The sequence below is a fragment of the Halogranum roseipondis genome, assembly GCF_059695585.1.
The window spans coordinates 497,220-512,051 of sequence record NZ_CM185235.1 but is presented as its reverse complement, the minus strand read 5'-3'; the positions used below and the strand labels follow the sequence as shown (position 1 = coordinate 512,051).

17 protein-coding genes are annotated in these 14,832 nt (G+C 69.2%); 4 read left to right on the top strand and 13 right to left on the bottom strand.

Translation table 11 applies throughout. From position 1 onward, the window contains the following. Nucleotides 1–33: 33 nt before the first annotated feature. The 3 genes from EOHIBHHM_RS02790 to EOHIBHHM_RS02780 all read right to left on the bottom strand — a co-directional run bounded on the left by EOHIBHHM_RS02790 (nucleotide 34) and on the right by EOHIBHHM_RS02780 (nucleotide 3,622). Nucleotides 34–882, bottom strand: a complete 849-nt coding sequence (locus tag EOHIBHHM_RS02790; RefSeq protein WP_497254420.1) for an MBL fold metallo-hydrolase — start codon at nucleotides 880–882, stop codon at nucleotides 34–36. Nucleotides 883–931: 49 nt separating this feature from the next. After that, the gene (locus tag EOHIBHHM_RS02785) at nucleotides 932–2,641 is read right to left on the bottom strand and encodes a radical SAM protein (protein WP_497254418.1); all 1,710 of its coding nucleotides are present in this window, start codon (nucleotides 2,639–2,641) and stop codon (nucleotides 932–934) included. Between the two features lie 90 nt (nucleotides 2,642–2,731). Further along, entirely contained in the window at nucleotides 2,732–3,622 is an 891-nt protein-coding gene (locus EOHIBHHM_RS02780; protein ID WP_497254416.1) for a DUF429 domain-containing protein, read from the bottom strand. A 90-nt stretch (nucleotides 3,623–3,712) separates the two neighbouring features. Between EOHIBHHM_RS02780 and EOHIBHHM_RS02775 the strand changes: the two genes are divergently transcribed. Continuing rightward, entirely contained in the window at nucleotides 3,713–3,871 is a 159-nt protein-coding gene (locus tag EOHIBHHM_RS02775) for a DUF7559 family protein (protein WP_497254414.1), read from the top strand. Next, nucleotides 3,868–4,413 carry an Hsp20/alpha crystallin family protein gene (locus tag EOHIBHHM_RS02770; RefSeq protein ID WP_497254412.1) on the top strand — a complete coding sequence of 182 codons (546 nt, stop codon included), beginning with the start codon at nucleotides 3,868–3,870 and terminating at the stop codon, nucleotides 4,411–4,413. Before EOHIBHHM_RS02775 ends, EOHIBHHM_RS02770 begins: the two co-directional genes overlap by 4 nt. A gap of 51 nt (nucleotides 4,414–4,464) precedes the next feature. Here the strand turns inward: EOHIBHHM_RS02770 and EOHIBHHM_RS02765 are convergent, their stop codons facing one another. Then, the gene (locus EOHIBHHM_RS02765) at nucleotides 4,465–5,574 is read right to left on the bottom strand and encodes an NAD(P)/FAD-dependent oxidoreductase (RefSeq protein WP_497254410.1); all 1,110 of its coding nucleotides are present in this window, start codon (nucleotides 5,572–5,574) and stop codon (nucleotides 4,465–4,467) included. A gap of 118 nt (nucleotides 5,575–5,692) precedes the next feature. Then, nucleotides 5,693–6,475 carry a DUF7388 family protein gene (locus tag EOHIBHHM_RS02760; protein WP_497254408.1) on the bottom strand — a complete coding sequence of 261 codons (783 nt, stop codon included), beginning with the start codon at nucleotides 6,473–6,475 and terminating at the stop codon, nucleotides 5,693–5,695. 183 nt (nucleotides 6,476–6,658) lie between these two features. Between EOHIBHHM_RS02760 and EOHIBHHM_RS02755 the strand changes: the two genes are divergently transcribed. After that, nucleotides 6,659–6,862 (top strand): hypothetical protein, encoded by a 204-nt coding sequence (locus EOHIBHHM_RS02755; protein ID WP_497254406.1) that lies wholly within the window; start codon nucleotides 6,659–6,661, stop codon nucleotides 6,860–6,862. 419 nt (nucleotides 6,863–7,281) lie between these two features. On the opposite strand, the gene EOHIBHHM_RS02750 is transcribed toward EOHIBHHM_RS02755, so the two are convergent. The 4 genes from EOHIBHHM_RS02750 to EOHIBHHM_RS02735 form a co-directional block, all read right to left on the bottom strand. Continuing rightward, nucleotides 7,282–7,881 carry an NUDIX hydrolase gene (locus tag EOHIBHHM_RS02750; protein ID WP_497256886.1) on the bottom strand — a complete coding sequence of 200 codons (600 nt, stop codon included), beginning with the start codon at nucleotides 7,879–7,881 and terminating at the stop codon, nucleotides 7,282–7,284. A 5-nt stretch (nucleotides 7,882–7,886) separates the two neighbouring features. Beyond that, on the bottom strand, nucleotides 7,887–8,402 hold the full coding sequence (locus EOHIBHHM_RS02745) for a DUF7109 family protein (protein WP_497254404.1): 516 nt from the start codon (nucleotides 8,400–8,402) through the stop codon (nucleotides 7,887–7,889). Then, nucleotides 8,399–9,490, bottom strand: coding sequence for a glycosyltransferase family protein (locus tag EOHIBHHM_RS02740; RefSeq protein ID WP_497254402.1), 1,092 nt, complete (start codon nucleotides 9,488–9,490; stop codon nucleotides 8,399–8,401). Before EOHIBHHM_RS02740 ends, EOHIBHHM_RS02745 begins: the two co-directional genes overlap by 4 nt. 88 nt (nucleotides 9,491–9,578) lie before the next feature. Next, nucleotides 9,579–10,736 (bottom strand): MFS transporter, encoded by a 1,158-nt coding sequence (locus EOHIBHHM_RS02735; protein WP_497254400.1) that lies wholly within the window; start codon nucleotides 10,734–10,736, stop codon nucleotides 9,579–9,581. A 125-nt stretch (nucleotides 10,737–10,861) separates the two neighbouring features. Between EOHIBHHM_RS02735 and EOHIBHHM_RS02730 the strand changes: the two genes are divergently transcribed. Further along, entirely contained in the window at nucleotides 10,862–11,032 is a 171-nt protein-coding gene (locus EOHIBHHM_RS02730) for an HVO_0758 family zinc finger protein (protein ID WP_497254398.1), read from the top strand. A 1-nt stretch (nucleotide 11,033) separates the two neighbouring features. Here EOHIBHHM_RS02730 and EOHIBHHM_RS02725 read toward each other — a convergent pair whose 3' ends face one another. From EOHIBHHM_RS02725 to EOHIBHHM_RS02710, 4 genes are all read right to left on the bottom strand, one after another. Continuing rightward, nucleotides 11,034–12,122 (bottom strand): aldo/keto reductase, encoded by a 1,089-nt coding sequence (locus tag EOHIBHHM_RS02725; protein WP_497254396.1) that lies wholly within the window; start codon nucleotides 12,120–12,122, stop codon nucleotides 11,034–11,036. 72 nt (nucleotides 12,123–12,194) lie between these two features. Next, nucleotides 12,195–13,373 carry a DHH family phosphoesterase gene (locus EOHIBHHM_RS02720; RefSeq protein ID WP_497254394.1) on the bottom strand — a complete coding sequence of 393 codons (1,179 nt, stop codon included), beginning with the start codon at nucleotides 13,371–13,373 and terminating at the stop codon, nucleotides 12,195–12,197. Nucleotides 13,374–13,458: 85 nt separating this feature from the next. Beyond that, a complete protein-coding gene (locus tag EOHIBHHM_RS02715; protein ID WP_497254392.1) occupies nucleotides 13,459–14,358 on the bottom strand; it encodes an SDR family oxidoreductase in 900 nt (299 codons plus the stop codon). Further along, on the bottom strand, nucleotides 14,358–14,789 hold the full coding sequence (locus EOHIBHHM_RS02710) for a DUF5791 family protein (RefSeq protein ID WP_497254390.1): 432 nt from the start codon (nucleotides 14,787–14,789) through the stop codon (nucleotides 14,358–14,360). Before EOHIBHHM_RS02710 ends, EOHIBHHM_RS02715 begins: the two co-directional genes overlap by 1 nt. Nucleotides 14,790–14,832 lie beyond the last annotated feature (43 nt).

Genomic DNA, 14,832 nt, shown 5'->3' with positions numbered 1-14,832 from the left:
GGTGGCGACACAAAACCCCGTCGGGACGGGGCGCTACTCGGTCCGTTCGGGACGGTCGGGCCGGTCGGACTGGTCGGTTCCGTCGAACTGGTCGGTCCGTTCGGCGGGAGCGACTCGCTCGCTCGCAGCGTCCCACTCGACGCGCCCCTCCTCGGCCAACTTCTCGACGTGTGCGACGACCGTCGCTCGCGCGAGGTCGCGCACGCCCGACAGATCCTTGTCGTAGGCGGCGTCGAGGACGGCGTCGACGTCGCGTGCACCGTCCGCGACGGCGTCGAACACGCGTTGTTCGCGGGCGAGTCGGTGGTCGACGAGGCGAGCGAGCACGGCGTTCGGCTCTCTGATGGCGGGGCCGTGTCCCGGGAGGAGCCGGTCGGGAGCGCGGGCCTGCAGGCGGAGGAGCGCGAGGACGTAGGCGATCATGTCCCCCTCCGGCGCGCCGACGACGACGCTGCCCTCCGCGACCGCGAGGTCGCCGCTGACGACGTCGTCGTCGACGGCGAAGGCGACGTGGTCCGGCGCGTGGCCGGGCGTGTCGAGGACGGCCACCTCGCGGCCGTCGACGGGGAGACGCGTCCCTTCGCCGAGCGTCCGGTCCGGCGTGCGGCCCGTCGCGTCCTCGAATCGCTCGACGTGGTCCTCGTGCGCCCAGACGGTCGCTCCCGTCACGTCGGCGTAGTGTGCCACCGCGCCGACGTGGTCGGGGTGGGCGTGCGTGACGGCGACGTGTGCGACGTCTCGCTCGGCGACGAGCGCGTCCAACCGCTCGCTCCGGCCGGCGGGGTCGACCAGGAGCGCGTCGGTGCTCCCGAGAAGATAGGCGTACGTCTGCCCGGTAGGAGCGCGTGTATCGACGGAGACAGACACGCGAGCGATATCCATACCCACTCGGTGACGGCGGCGGAAGAAAAAACTGCCTCAGTCTGACGGGTCAGTCCGAGGAGACGCCGGTGAACTTCGAGAGGTCGACGTCGCCGGCGACCTCTCCGACCGACTCGTACGGTCGGTTGACGATGATGTTGCCCGCCGTCTGCTTGCCGACGCCCGGAATCGACGTCAGCTCGTCCATGCTGGCCGCGTTCAGGTCCAGCGGGAACGGAACGCCCGTCACCGACCGGAAGCCATAGTCGACGACGGAGACGTCGACGGTCCGACCGAGCTCTCGCTCGCCCGGGATGCCCACCAGGAGCGGGTAGGTGCCGAGTTGGCGGCCGAACGTCTTCCCGTCCTGGTGGTACTCCAGGTGGACGTCTTCGAGGACGGTTCCGGGCGGGGCGACCCGTCGCAGCATCGGCCGGTCGATCTCCTCGCGGACCTCCCGTTTGTACTTCTTGAACAGCTTCTTGTGGTCCTCGGCGATCTGCGCGCCGGTGTCGGACATGTCGGTTCCGTCGAACGCCATCACCTGCCGGATGTTGATGCGGCGGACCATCAGCCCCTCGTCGTAGACGCGCTGGAGGAACTGCTTGTTGTGCTCGAACGTCTCCTCGCGTTCGCCCTTCAACCCGTGCAGGAGGTTGATACCGGGGAGGAGTTTGGGGAGTCTGTCGGGCGCCTCCTCGTCGAACGTCGGCGCGTCCTCGGGGTCCTCGCCGGGACGCCACCCGCCGGCCTCGTTGACGATGCGGACCGCCTCGAAACACTCCTCGGCGCTGACGTTGAGGTTGTTCTCCTCCTGCACCAGCGGGTCGGCGGATTCGAGACCGAAGGCGGCGGTGTCGCCGGGCGTGTTGTGTTCGGCGATGATGCGGATCCCCTCTCTGGACTTCTCGGGCCACTTCGCGATGGTGATGGGGTTCATGTTGTCGAGGTGGAGCGTCCCGAGGTCGGGGGCCACCTCGCGGATACCGCCGTACAGTCGCCGCAGGGCGTCGGGGTTCGGTGCCTCGCCGTCGCCGCCGAACGCGAGGATGTCGGCCTGTCGGCCGAGACGGAAGTGTCGCGCGCCGCGCTCGTAGAGGCGCTCGACCTCCTTCACGACGGAGTCGGCGGTGCGGAACGCGGGGTTGCCGTACAGCGGTTCCGTACAGAACGAACAGCGGTAAGCGCACCCCCGAGAGGTCTCCATCTCACAGATGAGGTACTCCGGGTGATTCGGGTGTTGTTCGACGACGAACGCCCCCTCGGCGGCCCAGCGGTCGAGTTCGTCGTTGTCGCGCATCCGATTGCCGAACCCCTCGAGTCCAGAGTCGACGAGGTCGTAGACGGCCGCCTCGACGTCGCCCTTCGCGACGAAGTCGTAGTCGAGGTCCTTCCGCTCCATCTCCATCCCGCCGGCGTTCTCGTCCCCGACGCCGAAGCGGATGGGGCCGCCCATCAGCGACGTCCCCTCGGCGACCCACGCCAGTTCGCGCACCTCGTCCGGTTCGGCGGGCGTGCCGCCGACGTACTTGCCGGGGACGGTCATCCCGCCGATGTAGATCATGAGGTCGGCGTCGGCGACGTCGGCCCAGTTCTGACGGTCGTCGCGGAGTTCGTCGATGGTGTGGTAGGTGATCTGCGATTCGGGGACGCCGGCGTCGACGAGCGCGCCGGCCGTAAAGCGGGGGTACGTCGAGATGTACGGCGGCACGCCGAAGTGTGCCGGTTCGTCGACGTACCCGTCGACGAGCGTCACGGACAACTCGGCCGGGTCAGTCATGTGCCCGGTTTTGCGACCGAGCGGTAAAACGGTGCGGTTCCGGCGTCGCGTCGGTGCGTCGGCGTCACGATGCGACGGCCCGACGCCCGTTCACACGTAGATGTAGCCCTCGACTGCCCGTCGCTCGTCGGTCGCACAGAGCGTCCCGGCGTCCCGCGTGTTGCGGTAGGCGGCGACGGCGGCGACGACTGCGTCGAGCGCGTCGTCGGCGTCGCGGGTGTCGAGGATGCCGCCGGTGTTGCCGACCACCCGGCTTCGGACCGTTTCGTCGACGGCGACGCCGTACTCGACCAGTCCGTCGAGGACCGACTCGCGTCGCTCCCGGTCCGCCTCGGCGTCGGTCCCGGCAGGCACGCCGTCGAGTCCCAGATCCGCGAGCGTCCCGGCCGGATACACCTCGAGCAGCGACGGCTTCGTCGAGTCGGGCGACTGCATCGGGTGGACCCGAATCAGGTCGGCGGTGACGAGCGGACGGAGAACGTCCCGGACGCCGTAGAAGGTCCGAGCGGCGAGGTGAGGGTCGTACGGCGACAGCGCGCTCAGCGGTTCGTCCGTCTCTCGAACCAGTCTCGTCTCCACCCCGCCGTCGACCAGTTTCGCCAGTTCGACGCAGCGTCGACTGAACTGCTCCGGCGAGGTGAACCGACTCGGGAAGCGGTGGACGAACGTCTCCCAGTCGTCGGCACCGACGAGCGACGCGGGGACGCCGAACGGGAAGTCGACGCCGACGACTGCGTCGCCGTCGAGTCCGCCGAGGAACGCCGCGAGCGCCGGGAGGAGCGCCTCGCGGTCGGACGGACAGTCGAACCGCTCCGTGGCCGGGCGGCAGTCGACGAGGCGGAGGCCGGCCCCGTCGAACCCCTCTCCACCGTCGCAGGCGGGGTCGACCACTCCCTCGGCGACCCAGACCGCGTCGTCGGCGTCGTCGGCCCCGCGGAAGTCTACGCCGTACACCCGAGACGGTGGTTCGAAGCCGTTCATACCGTCCTCTCGCCGGTTCGACAGATAAGGGCTCCGGCGGGAACGGCCGCCCCCGCGCCACTTATCAGGGTGGGACCACTATCCTCTCGCATGCCTGCCACCCTCGAAGTCAAGTGCACGAGCGCTGACTGCGAACTCGACATGTTCGAACTGCACTACACGTACGACATGCCGGACGACGTGGGGGTCGCAGACTTCGTCTGTCCGTACTGCCGGGAGAGCGAGACGCTGGAGGCCATCGAACTATGAGCGGGTTGCGGGAGTTCGGCAAGAGCGCGTTCAACGCCGTCCTCGACCGGGCCGGACGGGGGATGAGCAAGGTACAGGAACGAAAACCGCTCTCCTACGACCTGCTGGAGAGCGACGACGCCTACCTCGTCGTCTTCGACGCCCCCGGCGCGACGCAGAGCGACCTGCAGGTCCGCTTCCTCGACGGCGAGGTCCAGGTCCGCATCGACCGCTTCCGCGACTTCTACGAGGGGTTCGAGATGCGCTTCCCGGGGCGTGGCCTGTCGCTCGACGGCTCGGCACAGCTCCCCGACGACGCCGACGTCGACCCCGGCCGCTCCTCGGCGACGCTGACGAAGACCGGCACGCTGCAGGTCCGCATCCCCAAGAGCGAGACGGCACGCGACGTCCAGGTACGGGAAGAGGGCGACGACGGCGAACGGATCGGTTTCGACGACGAAGACGAGGGCGAGATCGAGCTCGAGGACGCCGAGAACGAGGAGCCGGTCGACTTCGACGCCGAACCGTCCGACGACAGCGACGACGAGAGACGGGACGACTGACGCGTCTCTCGACTCCGCTGCGTCTCTCGACTCCGCTCTTTCTTGCCGCGCTTACTCCTCGACGGTCATCCCCTGGAAGATGGCGAACTCCTCGTCGCCGTCGAACCGGGTCGGCTCGAAGGGTTCGATACCCGCCTCGCCGCGGATCTGTGCGGCGATAGCCTCCGCCGTCGCCGGCGCGCGCATGAACCCGTGGCCCTGCCAGCCGGCGGCGACGTAGACGTCCTCGGCGACCTCGCCGAGCAGCGGGTCGCCGTCGGGTGTCGCCGTACAGAGTCCCGCCCACGCTCGCTCGACGTCGACTGCGTGGTCGGCGCGAGTGCGGAGTTCCGCCGTCAACTCGTCGACGAACCACTCGTCGGCCTCGCGGTTCCACTCGTCGGGGTCTGCCTCGACGGGTTCGGTGCCGTCGCCGCCGAGCAGCCCCGTCGGATGCGGGCGGAAGTAGACGTCCGCGGAGGCGTCGAAACACATCGGCCCGTCGTAGGCTGTCCGAGACGTGAGCGCCTGCACGCGGTACGGTTTGAGCGCGATGGGGACGCCCGCCTCGGCGAACAGTCGCTTCGTGTGTGCGCCGACGGCGACGAGCACCGCGTCGAACCGTTCGACCGCCGCGCCGACGACGACGCCCGGCGGATCGGTGTGGAGACCGACTGCGCGGCCGGTGCGGAACTCGACGCCCGCGGCCCGTGCGCGGTCGGCCATCGTCGCCACGTAGCTCGCGGGGTCGGCCCGCCCGGCGTCCGCGGCGACGGCGGCCACGGCGACGTCGTCGACGACGAGGTGGTCGCCGAACCGCGCGGCCAGTTCCTCGGGGGAGAGCACCTCGACGTCCCGCCCGTGGTGGCGCATCCGGTCGACGCTGCCGACGATGGCTTCGGCGACCTTCTCGTCGCCTTCCCGGGCGAGAAAGACGTACGGGCAGTCGACGAACGCGAAGTCGCCGGTGCCGGAGAGGCGACGGAAGCGTTCGACCGACCGTGCGGCGAGTTCGGCGTCGATATCCTCGGCGTAGGCGTCGTAGACGATCCCCGCGGCGCGGCCGGAGCTGCCGTTACCGGGTTCGCCTCGGTCGAAGAGGGTGACGTCGGCACCCGCGACGGCGAGCTCCGTCGCGGCGGTGACGCCGACCGCACCCGCTCCGACGACTGCGACGTGCATACCCAGGCGTCGCTCTCGAGGCACTTAGCTTGGGGGCGAAAGTTCTTCTCGTCGTCGAGTCGGTCGACGTCGAGGTCGGGGCGTCCGAGGCGTCAGAACTCACCCCGATGTGTCGGAGTCAGTCGAGGAACTCGTCGACGCCGCGGGCGGGGTAGCCGGCGACGACGTCGACGCCGAGCGCTTTCAGCTCTCGGACACGACGGCCGACCTCCTCGGGCGTGCCGACGAGCGTGTAGTCCCGGCTGGCCTTCGAGAGGACCTCGCGCGCACGGCCCGTCGCGCTGCTGTCGGTCGGTGCGTCCTCGGGGAGCGCCCGCCGGACGGGGCCACGTCGCGAGACGTAGCCGCCGACGGCGTCGAGGATCTCGTCCTCGTCGTCCGAGCAGACGGTCGGCGCGTAGAGCGCGATCGTCTCCTCGAACCCGGCGGCGCGGAGCGCCCGCACGTCGCGGTCGGTGGTCCGGGAGAGCAGTTCGTACTGCGGGCCGCCGGCGGCGAGCGCGACGCGTTCGACGCCCTCGGTGCCGACCCACGCGTCGGCGTTCCGTTCGCGGGCCGCCCCCAGTCGCGGCGCGATGGCCCGCGAGCGCTCGGCGTCGGTGAGGTACGCCGGGTGACCGGCGACGAACACGGGGTCGACCTCCGCCGGCAGGGTGTCGTAGAGGCTGTCGTCGCCGAGCGGGTCGAACCCGTCGGCACGGACGGGCGTCGTCACGAACACGCGCTTCTCGGCGGCGAGTTCGGACAGTAGCTCCGTCGACGGAAGCCGCTCGCGACCCTCGTAGTCGATGGCGACGGTGTCGAACGGGAGCTCTAACGCCCGCCGGACGTCGCACTCGGCGGGCTTCAGCGCCGCGACGTCGAGACCCGTCTTCGAGACTGTGCGCTCACCGGTCAACATGTGGAATCACTACTCATAGAGAGAAGGTGGTCAGTGGCGTCGCGGAACGCGACCCATCGTCTGTGCGACCATGTACCTGCTCGTTCCGTGGTTTCGGCAATAAGCCTGTCGTTGACGACGGTGTTTTGCGACGGCGCTCGCTCCGGCCGAATCTTTTTGTACGGACGGGCGGTTTCCGAGGTCGTGGTCGTCTCCACCGACTCGCTGTGGGAGTACCTCACCGAACTGTTCGAACAGGAGTACCGGGAGGCCGTCGTCTACGCCGACGCCGACCGAGAGACGGTGCTCCACGAGGGGCCGGTCCGGGTGCTCGCGACGGGGTGGGTCGAACTGCCGAGCGGGCGGCTGCTGTCGCCCGCGGCGGTGCATCACATCGACACGGAGTGAGTGCGTAGCCTTTTGTTCACGCCGGTTTCAGTCGTCGATATGTCCCTGTCTCGGTCCGACGTCGTCCAACTGTTGACGCTGTGGTTCGCGGTGTTGATCTTCCTGCAGACGGGTTCTGGTGGTTCGGGAGCGTTCTTCACCGTGGCAGCGCTCGTCGCAGTTTCCCTCCTGTGGGTCATCCCGTTGTATCTCTTCGTCGAGGCTGTGCTCTACCTCTTCGTCGAGACACCTGTACTTCGCGCGCAGGGAGCGTGTTCTCTCTCTGCGTTCGTTCGCTCATCCCCCGACAGAGCACGCTCTATCTTGCTCTCGTTTACGAGAGCCTCATACGAGTGTACGTGCCGACAAGACGGCGTGAAGCCACGCATCACATCAGAGGCTACGCGATCGCCATCACCGCCAAAAAAGTCGTGTCGCTCCTACACCGGGTAGTCAGCATCGGGGTCGACGACCCGGTCGGCCTCCGGCGGCATCCGCCAGTCGGTGGTCAGTTCCAACAGTTGCACGAGTATTCTCCCCGTTGCACCCCAGACGGTGTAGCCGTCGACGTGGAAGAAGTGCAGGCGGATGTCGCCGTAGTGGGGGTGGTCGCGGCGCTCGGACTCGTAGTTGTCGAGGTCGGTCAGGTCAGCGACCGAGAGGACCGCGATCTCGGCTACCTCTCGCTCGTCGGGCGTGAACGCCATGTCGGGCACGCGACCGACGAACGGGCGCACCGAGTAGTCGGTGATCGTCTCGATGTCGTCGAGGCGGCCGACGACCTGTGCCTGGGTGGGCGGGAGACCGATCTCCTCTTCGGCCTCGCGGAGCGCCGTCGCCTGCAGGTCCGCGTCGCTCGGTTCCTCGCCGCCGCCGGGGAAGCTCATCTGGCCGGCGTGTTCGCCGAGGTGGTCCGCGCGCTTCGTGAACAGCAGGTGTGGCTCCCCGCCACGGTCGAGGACGGGCGCGAGGACGGCCGCGCGCCGCGTCGCACCCTCGACGGCGGTGGGTTCGTGGCGGGTCACCCCCGAGAGGTCCATACCCATCACTGACGCCCGGCGCTCTTATCTTGCAGGGCTTCGTCCAGCCGCGCTCGCGCGTCGGCGACCTCGACCGGGGCCCACGCCTCGAGGTCGTAGCTGACGTCGAGCAGATGGTCGACGCGCTCGCCGTCGCCGGCATTCACGGCCCGCGCGGCGTCGCCGAGCAGTCGTTCGTGAACCTGCTCGCCGAGCGTCTCGCGGTCGACCACGCGGCGCTCGACGTCGAGGATGTGCGGGAGGTCCTCGGCGTTCGGTGGCAGGGTCGGAAAGGCGACGGGACCGACCGTCAGGAACGTCGCGTCGGCGGTGCCGTCGCCGTCGACCGCCTCGCCGCCGCACTCGACGAGGTAGTACTCCGCGACGGCGTCCTCGACGGCCGCCGACAGCGCCGTCTCGTCGGTCTCTCGTCCCTGTTTGTACGCCAACTCCACGAGTGCGCGTCGCAGTTCCTCGCGGGTCAGCGCTCCGAAGAGGTCGACCACGCCCGCCAGTTCGTCGTACGTCTCACGTTCGCTCATCTCGTCTCTTTCAGATCCTCCGTTGCCGCATCGAAGACGGCCTCCGGGGTAAGTGATACGGCATCCCACGCGGGGAGTCGCGTGTCCGTACCGGGTTCGCGGAGCGCCGTCGCGTACGACTCGATCTGTTCGGTCTCCGCCTCACGGTCGTAGTCGAGGCCGTTGAACGCCGCGTCGACGGCGTACTGCCCGACGAACCGCTCGGCGACCTCGCGGTACTGCTCGGGGAGCGTCGCGTAGTCGACGTCGACGCCGTGCTCTTCGAGCGCCCGGAACAGCGTCGCGCCGACGGCGCCGCTCATCTCCGAGAGGCCGGTCGGGCCGCCGACGGAGCGGTGGTCGTGTTCGTATGCGCCGAGGTCGACCTGTGCGCTCCCCTCGAAGCCGACGGCGTCGAACGCGTCGCAGAGCGTGCTCACCTCCACCCCCCACGTCCGAGCGACACGCAGCTGTCGGGCGACGTCGCTCGTCGCCGCGAACTCGCCGGCCAGCGCGTACCGGAAGGCGTCGAGATACCGGAGCAGCGGCGCGTCGTGCCCGTCGCTGAGCGTCCGCACCAACGGGGCGTAGAAGAGTCGGAACAGCCGCCCGTAGAGTCTGTTGTCCTCGACGCGGGCGTAGTAGCCCTTCGAGAACCCGTGGCCGTGCGTCAACGGGAAGAGCAGACGCGGGACGTACGACCGCGAGTAGGTCTTCGTGTCGGCGTCGTGGACGACGACGAACTCCTCGGAGGCGGCGCGGCCGAGCGCCAACCAGACGTCCCGTCCCTTCCCGTGCTCGCCGTCCAGTCCGTGGTCGGCGAGCAGGTCGGCGAGCCGAGGGCCACCGCACCACAGCACCTCTACCGGCAGCTCGAACGAGGTGAGCCAGTCGGCGAAGGGGCCGACCTGCTCGGTGGAGGCGCGGAGCGGCACGACGACTCGGGCGGGGTCGACGGCTTCGAGTTCCGAGAGCACCCGCTCGACCGCGAGACCGTCGTACTCTCGCTCCGTCATCGGGACGACGACGGCGGTCCGGTCGGTCGGCGCGTCGGGCGTCGGGTTCCGGAGGTCGTGGAGCGTCGTCACCCGCTCCTGTACGTACTCCATCGGACGAGACTGTGGACTCCGACGGCAAAAGCCGGCCGGTTGCGTCGCGGGAGGGCACCGGGTAGCGGCGAACGCGGGGGCAGAGCGCTCACGTCGGGAGCCGACCCGCCAGCCGAAGTCCGGTGAGCACGACGACCAGCACGCCGAGCCCGGTCGCGAAGCCGCCGAAGATCGTGTCGTAGGCGAGTCCACCCTCGGCGAGCGTCCCGACGGCGACCGACCCCATCGCCTGGATGACCATCATCCCGCCGCTGTAGACGGCGTAGGCGCTCGCGCGGTTCTCGTCCGGCAGCGTGTCGAGCAGGTAGGTGTCGAGCGCGGGGAAGAGACTGTGGATGACGTAGCCGAGAACCGCGGTGACGGCGACGACCGGGAGGACCCCCTCGATGCGGGTTAGAACGAACAGGCAGCCGACGAACGCGGCGACGATGCCGAGCAGGTAGGGGACGTGCGGGAGGCGGTCGGCGAGCCGACCGCTGACGACGAACGCCGGAACGCCCGCGGCGAAGACGACGGTCAGGAGATTCTTCGCCGTCGTCTCGTCGAGCCCCTTCTGTACCATGTAGAGCTCGTAGAAGTTGAACAACCCCTGCCAGACGAACCCGGTGAACCCGAGGACGGCGACGCCGAGCAGGATGATCCGCCACTGCTGCCGTGCCGCACCGACGACGTCGCGGTCCGCGGTGCCGGCCGCCGGGAGGTCGGTCCGACGTGCGGTCACGTAGAGCGCGAGCGTGACGAGCGCCGCGGCGACGCCGATGGCGACGAACGCGAGTCGCCAGTCGTAGAGCAGCGCGAGCGTGACGAACGGGGCGGCGACGACGGCGGCGATCTGGCTGGCCGTCCCGTGGATGCCGAGTGCGCGACCGACGCGCTCGGGGTACAGTTCGCTCACGAGCGGGTTGGCGGCGACGAAGTACGCGCCCGACGCCAGCCCCATGAGCAGCGCGCCGACGGCGAGCATCGGTACCGAGTTCGCCCCCGCCGTGAAGGCGGCCGCAGCCGTGAGCACGACGCCCGTCCCGAGAACGACTCTGTGGCGGGCGACGCGGGTGAGCAGCCACCCTGTCGGCACGCGGAGCGCCGCGCTGCCGACCCAGACGAGCGTCGCGATGAGCCCCGCCGTCCCTTCACCCATCGAGAAGACCGAGATGAGCTCCTTCAGCAACGGTGCGAAGACGACGCGCCCGAGGTTCACCAAGAGGACGAGCGAGCAGAGCGTACCGAACAGCCGACCACGGGACACGGAGAGCGGTTCCACGTCCCCCGTGTCAAACGTTCCGGAACCGACACGCTCGTCGAAGATGTATCGGATACACCGACATTCACCACCGGAGAGCTTTTGCTCCCGGCTCCGAAACGCGGGGCACGATGAAATCGACTCGCAAGGGGCTTCGAGAGGGCGAACTCGCCAAGGACACCTACGACCGACTGAGCTGTGCGGACTGCGAGGAGACGCTCAAGAAGCGCAACGACCCCGACGAAGTGTTCTCGGTGCGGACCTGCCCGGACTGTGGGGCCGAGTGGAAGGAGCTCCGCTAGTTCACTCGAAGACGGCGTCGAACGCCTGCGCCCCGAGCGGGTCGAACGTGCCGGCCGCGACGTTCTCGGCCAGATGGCTCTGACGACTGGTCCCGACCAGCGCACAGGTTACCCCTGGGGCGCTCCGTGCGAAGTTGATCGCTCGTTGGACTGTCGAGTCGCCCGCGAGCTCTGCGGCGATCGCCTCCGGCAGCTCCCGAGCGAGCTCGCCCTGTGCGATGCTCGCGCTCGTGAACACCGACAACCCCTGTTCGTGGGCGTACTCCAGTGCGCTCGCCGGACCGTCGTCGGTCGGATGCGACCGAACGGTGAACGCGTCGGCCATCACGACGTTGAAGGGGAGCTGGATCGCCGTCAGCCCCGACTCCTCGTTGCCGGCCGTCGCGGCCGCCGCCTCTGCGCGGGCGACGACCTCGGGGAGCGAGAGATACTGCTCGTGGTCCTCGGGGACGCGGAAGGCGTTCCACGAGGCGACGCCGTAGCCGCCGATATCGCCCTCCGTCCGTCGCTTCTCCAGCCGGGTGAACGCCGCCTCCAACTGGTCGTAGACGGCCTCGCGCGACCGAACCGCCAGTTGCGTCTCGGGGTTGTGGACGTAGTAGCAGTCGACCGCGTCGAGATCGAGGTTGTCGAGCGACCGGTCGAGCAGTTCGTCGAGCACGTCGGGTGCGATGCAGTGGCTCCCGCGTGCGAGGTCGTCGGTGTCGACGAGGCCGGTGTCGACGAACCGCTCCTGAACGTATCGACCGGGGTTCTCGGGCCGTGAGCCGTCGAACGGGAGGAACCCCCCTTTCGTGGCGACGACGACCTCCGAACGCTCGACGTCGGCGTCGCGCAGCGCGCGGCCGACGACGCGTTCGCTGCGCTGACAGCGGTAGTTGATCGCCGTGTCGACGACGTTGACGCCGCTCTCGAACGCCGTCACGAGCGCGTCGTGGTAGCGGTCGTCGACGGCGGCGGTCGGGTCGCCGAGGTAGGTGCCGACGCCGACGCTGGAGACCACGCCGGGGCCGAACCGCCGGAAGTAGGTGCGCCCGAAGCTGTCGCCGAAGCGGTCGCGGTAGCCCCAGGTGCCCTGGTGAGTCGCCATGGGCGACGTACGGGCGGTCCGTTGAAATGCTCCTCGTTCTGGGAGCCGAGAGATAGCCGCGACGACTCGCGCTCAGATGTCGCCGGACATCGAGCGGAACAGGCGGTCGATCAGTTCCGGTCGCGCCACCGACTCGGGCAGTTCCTCACCGCCGTTCGGGAGGGCGACGCGCTCGCGAATCTGGCCGCCGCCCATCCGAGCGTGTCCACCGGCCGACGAGTTCGGGACGTTCTCGACGGCGGCCTCCAGCGCCCGTCCCATGTGGACCCGGTCGTCCCGCGAGCGTCCCGAGAGGTAGATCGTCCCCTCGCGCTCGCCGCAGACGACGACGGCGGTGACGCCCTCCAGCTGGATGAGCTCGTCGGCGGCCTGCGGGATGGCGTCGACGTTCGAGAGCTGGCCGACGTCGCTCACGGCGAACGACCCCTTGATCTGGCGGCCGGCGATGGCGCGGGCCTTGATCTCGAGCACCTCGGCGCTCACTTGCGGGTTGGCGATCCGGTCGAGCAGGTCCTCGTCGACGCCGGTCGAGAGATAGGAACACGCGCGAAAATCAGCCGCCGAACTGCCCGCAGTCAGATGTTTGGTATCCGCGAGGATACCGTAGAGCAACCCTGTCGCGACCGTCGACGGCAGGGTGTAGTCGGCGTCGATCTCGCTCGCGTGCTGGTCCGGCGGGACGGGTTTGGCGCCGATGTCCTGGAAGTACTCCGCGACGATGCTCGAACACGCTCCGTAGTCGGTTCGGACGTCCGTGTACTCCTCGCCCGCTCCCTCGCCGGGGTGGTGGTCGACGACGGCGAAGGGGAGGACGGCGCTCGCCCCGGCGAACCCGCGAGGCGTGTTGTGATCGACGAGGGCGACGTGCTCGGCGGCGAGATCCGAGACGTGGTCGATGCAGTCCAGATCGAGGTCGAGGACGGTTCGGAACGCCCGGTTCTCTTGGTGGCGGATCTGTCCGGTGAACTGGAGGCTGCTCTCGGTGCCGACCTGCTCGGCGAGGCAGGCGACGCCGACGGCCGCCGCCATCGCGTCGGGGTCGGGGTTCGGATGCATCAGGACGGCGAGCTCCTCTCGGTTCGCCAGCGTCTCGCGGAACCGCGACCCCATCGGCCGCCGGAGGCGGTGGAGGGCGTGGAGACCGAACGTGAGCGTCAGCACGCCGACGACCAGCGCGACGACTACCGTCGAGTTCGCGAGCACGGCCGACTCGATCTGCTCGAGTAGCCCTGGGTCGACGGGTACAGGCATACTCCCCCTGTTTGGGCCGACTGGCAAGAATGTTCCCCATATTTTATCGTGGCGTTCGAAGCAGGAAACGAGGAGGACGCGCCGTTCACGCGGAGCGTCCGTCTCGATACGCCTCGACGGCGACGCGGTACCCCTCCCGGTAGGTCGGATACCGGAGGTCGTAGCCGAGTTCGCGGAGATGAGCGTTCGAGCACCGTTTGCTCGTCAGGATCCGCCGCCGGGCGGCCTCCGAGAGGTCGCCCTCGCTCAGGCGCTCTTCTTTGGTCTGTTTCGGCGGAGAGGAACGCCCGCACTGCTCGGCCAGCCAGTCGGCGAACGTCCACTTGTCGGCGGGTTCGTCGTCGGCGACGAGCACCACCTCGTCGCGCGCGAGGTCCGATTCGAGGAGGTACGCGACCGCCCCGGCGGCGTCGTCGCGGTGGATCATGTTCAGATACCCCTCGGTGACGGGCCCCTCCAGATATCGGTCGAGGCGGTACCGACCGGGACCGTACAGCCCGGCGAAGCGGGCGACCGTCCCGTCGATTCCGTGGTCGGCGGCGACCTCGCGGGCGACGCGCTCGGCCTCCGCGAGGACGCGCGTCTTCTCCGTCGTGGGGTCCAGCGGCGTCGACTCGTCGACGAAGCCGCCGTCGTGGTCGCCGTAGACGCCCGTACTCGACGTGTACGCCAGTCGATCGGGCGCATCTTCGCGCGCGGCGAACTGTTCGATTGCCGTCCGAAGCCCGTCGACGAACACGCGCTCGGCGGCGTCTGCGCCGCGACCGCCCGAACTCGCGGCGAAGACGAGCCAGTCGACGTCCGGCACCGCCGACAGCGACGCGGCGTCTGTGACGTCGGCGCGCACCGCGTCGAAGCCGGCGTCTTCGACGGCCGCGAACCCCTCGTCGGAGCGACGGACGCCGACGACGTCGTGGCCCGCCGCCGTCAGTTGGCGACCGAGTTCGAGCCCGACGTAGCCACAGCCGAGGATCGCGACGCGCATTAGCGGTCCTTGCGCTCGGCGATCAGCCGATGGATCGCGGCGAACTCCGCGAGCGTCATCGGCGTCCGTCCCTCGATGGCCTGCTGGACCTCCTGGCCGGTGAGGTCGACGTCGACGTTGGCGGCGATGGTATCGACGTCGAGGACGGCGGTCGTCATCCCCATCAGGAGGTGGTCGCGCACCTCGAGGACGATACCGCGCTGGTCGGGGTAGTCCGGCGAGACGGCGAGGACGGCGGCCGCCTCCTCGAGCGTGAGGTCGGCGACGTCGCCGGCGACGACGGCGTCGACCGTCTCGCGGGCGAGGTCGGTCTCCGCGACGACCGTGTCGGCCCCGACGTCGTCGACGACGGCCTGCAGTTCGCTCGCGTACGTCGTCAACAGCTCGTCGGTCGAGAGCGTCTCGGGTTCGTCGGCTGCGTCGTAGAGCATCGTTTCTCCCTCGCGTCCCTGCGGGCAAAACGGTTGTCACCTG